The sequence below is a fragment of the Lutispora thermophila DSM 19022 genome (assembly GCF_900142105.1).
GTDB lineage: Bacteria > Bacillota > Clostridia > Lutisporales > Lutisporaceae > Lutispora > Lutispora thermophila.
The window spans coordinates 97,870-109,653 of record NZ_FQZS01000008.1 but is presented as its reverse complement, the minus strand read 5'-3'; the positions used below and the strand labels follow the sequence as shown (position 1 = coordinate 109,653).

General features: G+C 37.5%; 8 protein-coding genes. 5 read left to right on the top strand and 3 right to left on the bottom strand.

Going from position 1 to position 11,784, the window contains the following annotated elements:
* Positions 1-51: 51 nt before the first annotated feature.
* From BUB48_RS07165 to BUB48_RS07150, 4 genes are all read left to right on the top strand, one after another.
* Positions 52-1,227: a MalY/PatB family protein gene (locus tag BUB48_RS07165; RefSeq protein WP_073025565.1), complete on the top strand. Its 1,176-nt coding sequence runs from the start codon at positions 52-54 to the stop codon at positions 1,225-1,227.
* Positions 1,228-1,281: 54 nt separating this feature from the next.
* The gene (locus BUB48_RS07160; RefSeq protein WP_073025564.1) at positions 1,282-2,850 is read left to right on the top strand and encodes an AbgT family transporter; all 1,569 of its coding nucleotides are present in this window, start codon (positions 1,282-1,284) and stop codon (positions 2,848-2,850) included.
* 81 nt (positions 2,851-2,931) lie between these two features.
* A complete protein-coding gene (locus tag BUB48_RS07155) occupies positions 2,932-4,119 on the top strand; it encodes a M24 family metallopeptidase (protein ID WP_408631043.1) in 1,188 nt (395 codons plus the stop codon).
* A gap of 25 nt (positions 4,120-4,144) precedes the next feature.
* A complete protein-coding gene (locus BUB48_RS07150; RefSeq protein ID WP_073025562.1) occupies positions 4,145-5,830 on the top strand; it encodes a CoA-disulfide reductase in 1,686 nt (561 codons plus the stop codon).
* A 463-nt stretch (positions 5,831-6,293) separates the two neighbouring features.
* Here the strand turns inward: BUB48_RS07150 and BUB48_RS07145 are convergent, their stop codons facing one another.
* The gene (locus BUB48_RS07145; RefSeq protein ID WP_073025561.1) at positions 6,294-6,794 is read right to left on the bottom strand and encodes a gamma carbonic anhydrase family protein; all 501 of its coding nucleotides are present in this window, start codon (positions 6,792-6,794) and stop codon (positions 6,294-6,296) included.
* Between the two features lie 218 nt (positions 6,795-7,012).
* Here BUB48_RS07145 and BUB48_RS07140 point away from each other — a divergent pair, with 218 nt between their 5' ends.
* A complete protein-coding gene (locus BUB48_RS07140; protein WP_073025560.1) occupies positions 7,013-8,617 on the top strand; it encodes a methyl-accepting chemotaxis protein in 1,605 nt (534 codons plus the stop codon).
* Positions 8,618-8,695: 78 nt separating this feature from the next.
* On the opposite strand, the gene BUB48_RS07135 is transcribed toward BUB48_RS07140, so the two are convergent.
* Positions 8,696-9,994 carry a histidine--tRNA ligase gene (locus tag BUB48_RS07135; protein ID WP_073025559.1) on the bottom strand — a complete coding sequence of 433 codons (1,299 nt, stop codon included), beginning with the start codon at positions 9,992-9,994 and terminating at the stop codon, positions 8,696-8,698.
* Positions 9,995-10,318: 324 nt separating this feature from the next.
* Complete coding sequence (locus BUB48_RS07130; protein WP_073025558.1) at positions 10,319-11,620, bottom strand: glycosyltransferase family 2 protein; 1,302 nt, start codon at positions 11,618-11,620, stop codon at positions 10,319-10,321.
* Positions 11,621-11,784 lie beyond the last annotated feature (164 nt).

Here is an 11,784-nt window from a genome sequence, read left to right as displayed (position 1 = left end):
TTTTGCATCTTGAGTATAATGTCAAATATTTGATGAAAGGATGAATCTTAAATGAAGTACAATTTTAACGAACCCATTGATCGCAGCAAAAATTTTTCAGCAAAATATGATGAAGTAAAAAGCAAATTTGGTAGAGGTGATATAATTCCTCTTTGGATCGCTGATATGGATCTTAAGGTTGCTCAGCCAATAATTGATGCCATTCAAGAAAGAGCAAAACAGGGCATTTTCGGTTATACATCTCGCCCAGATTCCTATTTTGAAGCAATCTGCAATTGGCAAAAAAGACGAAACAACTGGCAAATCGACAGAAACCTAGTTGGTTTTAATCTAGGAGTTGTGCCTGCTTTATGTACCGCCATCAAAGAGTTTAGTGAAGAAAATGATAAAATACTATTTATGACGCCTGTATACTCTGAGTTCTTTGATTCAGTTGAAAACTGGGGTCGTATAGCTCTTACCAGCGAGCTCAAAGAAGAAAACTATCATTACTCAGTGGATTTTGATGATTTCGAAGAAAAACTTAAACAGCATCCAAAGTTGTTTATACTCTGTAACCCTCATAATCCTGTAGGTAGAGTATGGACTAGAGAAGAGCTTGTAAAAATAGGTGAGTTGTGTCTTAAATATAATGTTATGGTGGTTTCTGATGAGATTCATTCAGACTTAATGTTATGGGGCAACAAACATATCCCATTTGCCTCCATCTCAGAGGAATTCGCCAATAACACCATCACGTTCATCTCGGCTACAAAGACCTTTAATCTGGCAGGATTGCAAGCCTCTACCACAGTTTTCCCAAACAAGGAAGTCAAGGAAAAATTCGAAAGATTTTGGAAGCGCATGGATATTACCAGAAACAATTGCTTCAGCCTTGTTGCAGTAGAAGCGGCTTATAATTACGGGGAAGAATGGTTGGAACAACTCCTTACCCATATTGAGGGCAACATGATTTATGTAAAAGAATATTGCGAGAAAAACATTCCACAAATAAAGACCTATCTTCCGGAAAGTACTTATCTCATGTGGCTGGATTGCCGTGATTTAGGTTTAAATGGAGATGAACTTGTAAGCTTCATGGTAAACGAAGCCCATCTAGGGCTCAATGACGGCAGAAGCTTTGGTGCAAAGAATGGATTTATGAGATTGAATGTTGCATGCCCGAGATATATTTTAGAAAAAGCTATGGACAATCTGAACATTGCTGTAAACAGACTTATAAAATGACAGTGATTATTACAATTTCTCAATAAAATCCAAAATCAAAAGGAGGAAGAAATAATGTCCAAACCAGAAACATCAAATGAAAACAAGAAAAAAGGTTTTATCATGCGAGCACTGGACGGTGTAGAAAAAGTGGGAAATGCGTTGCCTGATCCCGCAACCTTGTTTGTAGTTCTAACATTGATTACCATTGTCGTATCCTTCATCTGCGCTAAAGCTGGAGTATCAGTCACTTATAAAGGCTATAACTCCGCAACAGGAAAAATAGAAGAAATAACTGTAGCCGCTGTTAATCTGCTTTCTCCAGACAGCATCCGCCATATGGTGACAACCGTGGTAAATAACTTTACAAGCTTTTTTGCCCTCGGTACCGTATTTACCATCATACTTGGCGTCGGTGTAGCTGATGGAACCGGATTTATGGCAGCCTTGTTAAAAAAGGTTGTAGCCATAACTCCAAAAAGGGCAGTAACCGCAGTGGTTGTATTTCTGGGAATCATGTCTAACATCGCATCTTCAACAGGTTATGTTGTATTGGTTCCACTGGGGGCAATTTTATTCATGGCATTCAAAAGACACCCTATTGCAGGCCTTGCCGCAGCATTTGCAGGAGTTTCCGGCGGATGGAGCGCAAACTTGCTGATCGGTACCAACGACCCCATGTTTGCCGGTATGTCTACACAGGCAGCTCAGATGATTGACCCTAACTACACAGTAATGCCTGTGGCTAACTGGTATTTCATGTTTATTTCTACATTTGTAATTACTATAATAGGCACATTAGTAACAGAAAAAATTATCGAACCCCGTCTATCACCCTATAATTTTGAAAGCAATGAAACCGTCAATGATATTTCTGCTGACGAGAAAAGAGGAATGAAATTTGCCGGAATCTCCGCACTTGTCTATGTTATTATAATGTTGATTTTAATCTTGCCAGAGAACGGACTTCTAAGAGATCCGCAAACCGGCAGCATCCTTAAATCTCCATTTATGAGTGGCATTATATTCTTTATGATGCTTCTGTTCTTGATTCCAGGTATTTTTTATGGTATCGGCGCGAAAGTAATCAAGAATGATAAAGATGTTGTTGCATTGATGAACAAAGCAATTTCAGGTCTTTCAAGTTTTATGGTGCTTATTTTCTTTGCAGCGCAATTCACAGCTTGCTTTAACTACTCAAATTTAGGTACCATTATATCCGTATCCGGCGCCAACTTCTTGAAATCCGTCGGATTCGTGGGACTTCCTTTAATTATATGTTTCATTGTCCTAACAGCTTTCATAAATATTTTTATAGCAGTAGACTCTGCAAAATGGGCAATAATGGCTCCCATATTTGTGCCTATGTTTATGCAATTAGGATTTTCCCCTGAGCTTACACAAGTTGCTTATAGAATAGGAGACTCCTGTACAAATATTATCGCTCCATTAATGCCCTTCTTTGTACTGACAGTGGCATTCTTTCAAAAGTATGATAAAAAAGCAGGGATCGGTAGTGTAATCTCCACTATGCTGCCCTACTCAATTTTCTTCTTAATAGGATGGACCGCCCTGTTTATGATCTGGTATATGTTGGGATTGCCTCTAGGTCCCGGTGCGCCACTTTTCTATAATTTAGGATAAACATATGATACATTGATACAATGAAAGGGAGAATGTCCTGATAATAAATGCATTCTCCCTATAATCAATATTCAAAAGGGGATGTTTTATTTGTTACCTAAGCAAAATAAAATTAAAGAATTATTGCGAAAAAACGGAATTGATGGCGCCATCGTATCCTCGCCTGAAAACTTTCACTATACAACAGGCTTTGCCAGTCATCAGCACACTGTCTCTCGTCAACCCATGTTTTCTTCCGTAGTTATGACAAATTCTGATTCTGAAAAAAGCCATGTAATCGCAATGGATTTCGAAGTGCCTGCATTAAAGGAAAAAATGCAAGATTTTGTAGTAAAAAAATATGATACATGGGTAGGTGTCCGGGAATGGGAAGAAATCGTATCCACTAAGGAAAAGGAGCGTCCCGACTCCTTTGAAACCTCCATTGATGTTCTTATAAAGACAGTAAAAGATTTGGATCTAGGGAATAAAACCATCGGAATTGAACTTGATTTTCTATCCTTTAATTATTACAACATTCTAAGAGAAAAATTTCCTGAAGCAAACTTTGTAAATATTTCCGATCTATTTATCTTAGCCAGGAGCATAAAAACCGAAGAAGAAATCGAGATGTTTCGCACCTTGACTCGTATTCAAGACGAAGCATTATATCATGCCTGCCAATTTGTAAACATAGGAGCTTCTGAGAAGCAGGTTGCCCATGAATATCGCAAGCATGTAATGGCTTCAGGTATTTGCACTCCGAGTTCCTGGAGTATGTTTAATACAGGAACTAATAGCTCGAGGCTTTGCTTGCCGTCAGATAGAATCATAAAGGATGGAGACATATTTAAATTCGACGGAGGTGTAAATGCCGAATTTGACTTTTATACCACCGATACCTCCAGATCCTGGATAATAGGCAATAAACACCCTGCCCTTTCCGCCCTTAAAGACAGGCTTTATGAAAGTCAGCGAAAAATGATCGAAGCTGCAAAGCCGGGTCTTCCAATTAACGAACTTTTTAATATCGGCTTTAATCATGTGAAGGAAAAGTACAGTTGTTACCACAGAGGGCATCTTGGACATAGCATCAGCATGGGACCACAAACTGCTGAAGCGCCTTTTATCAATGCAAAAGAAACTCGTCCTTTAGAAGCGGGCATGATTTTATGTATAGAAGTACCATGCTACATTAGCGGCATAGGTGGCTTCAACATTGAGGACATGATTCTCATTACCCCAGAGGGATGTGAAGTTCTAACCTACAGGACTCCACACTATCTTTAATATGCAATAGGAGAGGAATAATGCTATGAAAATACTTATTGTCGGAGGTGTAGCAGGAGGAGCAAGCACTGCTGCACGTCTAAGGAGAAATGATGAAAAAGCTGATATAATTTTGTTTGAAAAAGGCGAATACATATCATTTGCCAACTGCGGATTACCCTATTATATAGGAGATGTAATAACCGATAAGAAAAAACTAATTATTCAAACACCTGAAAAATTCAGCAAACGGTTTAATATAGACATTCGTGTGAATAGTGAAGTAATATCAGTTGACTGCAATTTAAAAAGGGTTATTGTTAAAAATCATTCAACAGGTGAAACTTACGTGGAAAGTTACGACAAACTGGTACTTTCTCCAGGTGCCAAGCCTATTATACCTCATATGAAAGATATGGAACTAAATCACATATTTACGCTAAGAAACATACCCGATACTTATGCAATCAAAAATTTTGTAGAGCAAAATCATCCTAAGAACTGCGTAGTAATCGGCGGAGGTTTCATAGGTCTGGAGATGGCAGAAAATCTATATAAAATAGGATTGGATGTCAGCATAGTGGAAGCTGCATCCCATGTGATTGCACCTATTGACATGGATGTGGCTCATGACATCCACAATTATATCCGCACAAAAGGAATTAAACTCTATCTTAATAGCAAAGCTATAGGATGTACAGCCACTTCGTTGATTCTTCACAACGGCATGGAAATTCCTGCGGATATGATCATTATGAGCGTCGGAGTTTCTCCAGAAACTGAATTTTTAAAAAACAGCGGCATTGAGCTTGGTGAACGAGGGGAAATACTTGTCAATGAATATATGGAGACCTCAGCCCCGGATATTTACGCTTTGGGCGACGCTGTAAGTGTAAAAAATATTATCAGCAACAAGCAAGTGATAATTCCATTGGCCTCCCCCGCAAACAAGCAGGGAAGGATTGTTGCCGATAACATTTGTGGCAAAAAAATAGGCTATAAGGGCAGTCAAGGCACTTCCATCATGAAACTATTTGAAATGACTGTTGCAGTCACAGGAGAGAAAGAAGAATCTCTAATACGCAACGGAATTTCTTATAAAAAAATATTCACCTATTCTGCCTCCCACGCCACATACTATCCCGACAGTCAAATGATGTCTATAAAACTGCTTTTTGCCCCAGATAACGGGAAAATTCTAGGTGCCCAGATAGTAGGATACCAGGGCGTGGATAAACGAATAGATACCCTGGCAAATGCAGTCCGTTTCGGATTAACCGTTTATGACCTTCAGGAGATGGAACTTGCTTATGCTCCGCCATTTTCTTCAGCCAAGGACCCGGTAAACATGGCAGGATATGTGGCAGGGAATGTGCTGGAAGGAAAGATGAAACCTTTCTATATCGAAGATGTTCCTTCCATTCCAAAGGATGCAATCATATTGGATGTTCGTATCGACGAGGAATTTGCCAAGGGACATATTGAAGGTTCTTTCCATATTCCTCTTGATGAATTAAGGGAACGTTTAACTGAACTGGACAAAAGCAAGAAAATTTATATAATATGTCAGATTGGGTTAAGAGGTTATATTGCCCAAAGGATTTTGGACCAAAATGGATATGACACTCTTAATCTATCCGGTGGTTATCGGCTTTACAGTGCTTCAGAAATCGACAAGAAGCAGGAAAAAGCAACTTATGAAAGCTGTCTGCCCTGCGGTAAATCAATTTAATAAAAAAGATATAGAAATAAAAGGATATACATCTCTAAATATAATATATCCTTTTATTTCTTAATTTTTGCTTCTTAACCAATAAGAATATACTTATTCCTTTGAGTCCTTTTCATATCCACAACTTTGTCTGATGGTATGCCATGGAGCAAGGAAACCTTTCTTGAAATGCTTATACGTAAAGTATAAACTAAGATTTATACTTTCCTAGCATTATAAAAAACGACCAAAGTACGCATTTTGGTACAATGTTTGTCCTATGGTGTTAATTATGTAAAGAGCATGATACTTTATTAATCTTTATCATCACATTTAATACCTAACCTCTTAAGTTTTCCATGGAGGTTATCCATCCTCTGACCGTTCCCTAGTTAGTTTCACAACATTGTTTTGATCCATAGCAAAGCCCCTTGAAATCAATAGTCAATTAATCATATCTGAAATTATATAATGATTTTGCAGTCTATTTATAGTCCCTTGCCAATTCCACATAGTGCTGTGCAGAAGCTGTAATACCGGCTCTGTCTTCTTCATTCAGCTCTCTGATTATTTTAGCAGGCATTCCCATAACCATTGAGTTGGAAGGTATTTTCTTATTTGGAGGAACCAAAGCTCCTGCTCCTATTATCACATTATCACCAATTTCAGCTCCATCTAACACAGTGGCTCCCATTCCAACAAGAACATTGTTGCCTATGGTGCAAGCATGTATTATGGCTCCATGCCCCACAGTAACATTGTCTCCGATTACTGTAGGTTGACCATAGTTAACATGAATTGTGCAATTATCCTGTATATTTGTATTCTCTCCTATAGTTATATCACTGGTGTCTCCTCTTACGACTGTTCCAAACCATATGCTGGAGTTCTTATTTATCTTCACTCTGCCTATTACTGTAGCATTTTCCGCTATAAAGCAGCTTTCATGAATATCCGGTTTATGTTCTTTATATTGTATAACCATATGTACCTCCTATAATGCATATTTACATTTTAAATATAACATATATGTTCGCTTCATTCCAATATTAATCATCATGAGACACTGAGAACCGTTCCCCATGTCTCAGATTATACCAATTATTTGATATCTAAACTAATTTATCTCCGCATACTAAACATTGACATATTTATCTATCATTGTTATATTTTTATCGAGTTTTCATTTTTGGGGGTAATAGTATGGATAAGTTAATGTGGATCTATATGGGATTTAGTATTGTATTAGGTTTTGCTGCCATAGCTATTAGAAATAATATCATTTATTTGACAGTTTTTATTGCTGCATTGATTCTATCAAAAATGATTTCTATTTTTACAATAAACAGATCTATTAAATTTATACATAGAAATTTGACTGAGATTGTCAATGGGCAGCTTAACATAAATATCAAAAAATCCAGAATAAAAATTATTAATGAACTTGCTGACAAGATAAATGAGTATTTAGTAAAAACCAGACATTTGCTGGGAGAATATTGTAATTCTTCTGAAATAACGAATAAAGAATCCAAATCCATTAAGACACATTCGGAAAACTTGAAAATCGCAGCAAGTGAGATAGCTTCTACAACCCAAAACATCTCTCAGGCAGTATATGACCAAGCTGCATCTATACAAAGAGTCAATGATAGCATGGAATCATTCACTAATAATGTACAAGAGATTTTTAGAAATGCGGACCTATCTCTAAAAGTAGCCAGAGACTCAAGAAACATTGTGGAAGAAAGCTTCGATATTCTTCGTGAAGCATTTAGTAAAGTAGGAGAGATTAAAGACTACAATGACAAAGTAGTTAATGATATGAAAGAGTTGGATAAATCCATAAGGCAGATATCAACCATTACGGAAGCCGTAGAAGCCATAGCTTCTCAAACTCACCTTTTAGCTTTGAATGCATCCATAGAAGCAGCAAGAGCCGGCGAAACAGGAATGGGTTTTGCCGTAGTAGCAGGTGAAATAAGCAAGCTTGCAGATGATTCATCATCATATGCAAAAAAGATAAAAGGATTGATTGATGCCATAATAGGAAAAATAGATGCATTAACCTCAAATCTAGAAGTTCAAACCCATGTAATAAAAAACAATGTCGCATTTGCCAATAAAGCTCTTGATCAGTCAGATGCAATAAATGAAGCCGTAAATGAAAATATGAAAGCTGCAGAGGCAATTGTAAAGCTGACTGCAGAGCAAAAAGAGAGCATAGTTAATATTAGAGACGAAATAGAATCGATAAATGAAACCGCACAGCAAAATGCTGCAATCTCCGAAGAAATTACAGCATCAACTCAAGAGCAATTATCAATAATAGAAACCATGTATAATTCTATTAATACTCTTAATAATGCAATCCAGCGAGGCAATAACATAATAGAGAACTTTGCTGCAGGCTTTAAGATTACTGATGAAATACAAAGCAAGATTGACACCACTAAGAAATTGATTGAAGAAATAGCTCAATCTGCTGAAGTAAAAAATCTTAGTGGAAAAGAATTGCAAGATTATCTTATGGAAAAGCAATGCTCCCTTAAATATGTTGAATTCATTGCAGTGGTCAATAAAAATGGTTGGATTACCGATTCCAGCATAGATATTCCAGACACCGAGTTAGATAGACAATGCTCTTCCCGCCCCTATTTCCAAGAAGCTATAAAAGGCAAGCAGTATGTAAGTAAAGAGTACATATCCACTATAACTTATAACTACAATATCACAGTATCTACCCCTATATATTCAGAGGGGCAAATAAATGGCATAGTGTTTGCAGATATTAATTTAAGTTGTTAAAATACCGGTAGTGAGACATCGATGACGGTTCTTCCTGCTCATTTTGAAAATGAAACAGAAAAAACCGTCCCCGATGTCTCATATTTTGCTCTTCAGGTAATCTATCAATTCTTCTACAGCTATTGTTTCCTCTTCACCGCTTCCCATATTCTTCAACTTAACGGTTTGGGCTTTTATTTCCTCTTCTCCCATGATGATTACATAAGGAATTCGCTCTTTATTGGCATAATCAAGGCTCTTTCTAAGCTTCCTGCCTGTCATCTCAACATCTACATAAAATCCATTTGTCCTGAGCTTCTGGGCCAGTTTCATTGTCTCTATTTCAGTTCCCATGGGTATGAGATAAAAGTCAATGGGTGATTTGAAATTTTCTTTGTTTTGCATTGACATAGCAGTATAAATGACATCAAGGCCAAAGGATATGCCTACTGCTGGATATTCAATGCCATTGTTCAGAAATCCTCCAATTATGCGATCATACCTTCCGCCACCCCCGAGGCTGGAGGTTATGCTTCCGTCACTGAGAAATATCTCAAATACTGTACCGGTATAAATATCCAAGCCCCTTGCCAGAAAAGGATTCAATCTTGTCTTTGATGTTATGCCCATAGCATCAAGATAGGCTCCAAGCTCCTCCAATTCTTTAACACCTTCAGCCATTGCTTCATTGCTGCAGTTGTTTTTGAAATATTTCAGAGGATTATCAGTTCCCAGCTTCAATATAGAAAGCAGATTGTCTATAACTTCATCGTCAATACCCTTTTCTATGAGTTCCTGACAGACTCCATCCTCTCCAATCTTCTCAATCTTATCCAAGGATAGTATCACATCATTTACCCTTGTCTCCTCCACATCAGCGCTCATGATTATTCCTGACAGAAGCTTGCGATTATTATATGAAACATAAACATCCAAGCCAAGCTTGTCAAAAACTTCTACTGCCATGGCAATATACTCCGCTTCTGCCATGACAGATTTAACCCCTACCATATCCACATCGCATTGGGTAAATTCACGGTTTCTGCCTGTTTTCACCGGACCGTCCCTGAAAACTTTCCCTATCTCATACCTTTTAAATGGTAGTCTTAGGTTGGGATTCATTCCTACTACCTTTGCAAAAGGAACTGTAAGGTCATAGCGGAGAGCAATTTCTCTACCTCCCTGGTCTGACAATTTGTATACTTCCTTGAGTATTTCTGCCCCTCCCGCATATTTTGACGCCATCACATCATAGTAGTTGAGAATAGGAGTCTCCAGCGGCAGATAACCATATTTCTCAAAGGTATTCTCTAAAGTCTTTCTTATCTTGTTTCGAATATATTGCTCTTCCGGCAAATAATCTTTGGTTCCCTTAAGGTTTCTTAGTTTTAGTTCCATACTTTTCCCTCCTCAGAATATTTTCATAAAAAATTAAGAGCCATACAGATTTTTAACCTGCATGGCTCTCATCATATCTACACCATCGCAGGTGCAAGCACAACCAGTGCTTGCACCTGCGAATTGATTCTCAGCTGCAAGCACCCTTCCTATGATGGTGTATGTGGTTATTAAGTTTTGCTACAACTGCATAAATCATAGTAAGGACCCCTTTTCCTTTATATACAGATTTAATATAATCCGCAGTCAGCTGTTGCATAAATATTATCACTTTTGCTTCTTCATTTCAAGCATCAATGCATAAATAATTCCTAAACTTTTTGTTTATTTCCATACTCGGCTCAGATTTAATATTTCCTGAATGTAGCCTAGTATGGACATGGGACTCATAAGCATTTGATAGAATAATACATAGAATACAAAACCTAACTTGTTCTTCCTTATCTTAAGACCAAGCCTTTTAAAAACTCTTTTTTGATAATTATACAATATGCCATTTTGTATCATACACAGGGGAAGAACAAATAAAGTATAGGGCCCAACTATCCAAAACTTGCCGAAGAAAGCCAAAACAAGCCCTGGGATCCAACAAAAGGTGTATATGAAATCAAGATAGGGCATTATAAAGTTTATACCTGTCATGTATTTTACATACATTATTGGCTGTTTCCATGGTTTAATCAGTTTCAAAGCCTCTATCATTCCTCTGGCCCAACGGCTTCTTTGCCTGGACAGGTGTTTCAGAGTAACAGGCACTTCTGTAAAAGCCACTGCCAATGGTTCGAAATATACCATTGAATTGTTCTTTAAAAAGTTCCATGTAAGAACAATATCTTCTCCTATGGCGTCAGGCCAGCCATTCAACGCCTTGATTACTCTGGTTTCATACAACGAGAAGGCACCCTGGGCTACCAAGGTACCCTGATATAGCCCTTGAAGTCTTTTTATGCTGGCGATGCCTAAAAAATAATCCCATTCTTGTATCCTGGCTATAAAATTCTGACGGCTGTTTCTCACCAAAACAGCTCCCGCCACAGCACAGACTCCCTTGGGGGCTGATTTTATCCTTGATACCAGATATCTTACTGCAGATTTGTGAAGTATAGTATCTGCATCCAAAGTTATCACATATTCTGTATCAACATAATCCAATGCTTTATTCAATGCATGATTCTTCCCTGGTTTAGATTCTCTGAGAATCTGTATCGGCAATGAAAGCTTTTCTGCAAATTCCATTGCTATTTTTGCAGTTTCATCGCTGGAATTATTGTCAACCACTATAACTTTTATTATTCCCCCATAATCCTGCTGCTTAATATATTCAAGAGCAGAACCTATATTTTCCTTCTCATTATGGCATGCAATTATTATTGTTATTGGAATATCCGGATCAGATACCTTAAAGGAAGGCTGCCGGTCCAAAAGCAGGCTTACAACCATAAAAGCATTTATATAGCCAGGCAGATAGCTTATTCCAGCAATAATAAAAACAGCAACAGGCAGTGATACCAGTTGACCCAAATCAGAAATCCAATGTAGAGATACAATTATGGAGAAAGTAGTCCAAATAACTGCTACAGCATGTCCAATCCAAAACTTCGATTTAACTGCCATGTATTTTTTCATATTATCTCCAATCTAAAATATCTTTGTTGTAGTAAGTATTATTAATGAATATTTTATATTATAATCCTTTTTCATCGATGACTTCAATTACATTTGATGGTAATTGTCGAATTTTAGCACTTATGTTTTATTATAATTTATTCTACCACAAAAATAAGCCGGAA

Coding starts and splice junctions, on each gene's coding strand:
- BUB48_RS07165 (WP_073025565.1), top strand. CDS start 52: ATGAAGTACAATTTTAACGAACCCATTGATCGCAGCAAAAATTTTTCA.
- BUB48_RS07160 (WP_073025564.1), top strand. CDS start 1,282: ATGTCCAAACCAGAAACATCAAATGAAAACAAGAAAAAAGGTTTTATC.
- BUB48_RS07155 (WP_408631043.1), top strand. CDS start 2,932: ATGTTTTATTTGTTACCTAAGCAAAATAAAATTAAAGAATTATTGCGA.
- BUB48_RS07150 (WP_073025562.1), top strand. CDS start 4,145: ATGAAAATACTTATTGTCGGAGGTGTAGCAGGAGGAGCAAGCACTGCT.
- BUB48_RS07145 (WP_073025561.1), bottom strand. CDS start 6,794: ATGGTTATACAATATAAAGAACATAAACCGGATATTCATGAAAGCTGC.
- BUB48_RS07140 (WP_073025560.1), top strand. CDS start 7,013: ATGGATAAGTTAATGTGGATCTATATGGGATTTAGTATTGTATTAGGT.
- BUB48_RS07135 (WP_073025559.1), bottom strand. CDS start 9,994: ATGGAACTAAAACTAAGAAACCTTAAGGGAACCAAAGATTATTTGCCG.
- BUB48_RS07130 (WP_073025558.1), bottom strand. CDS start 11,620: ATGAAAAAATACATGGCAGTTAAATCGAAGTTTTGGATTGGACATGCT.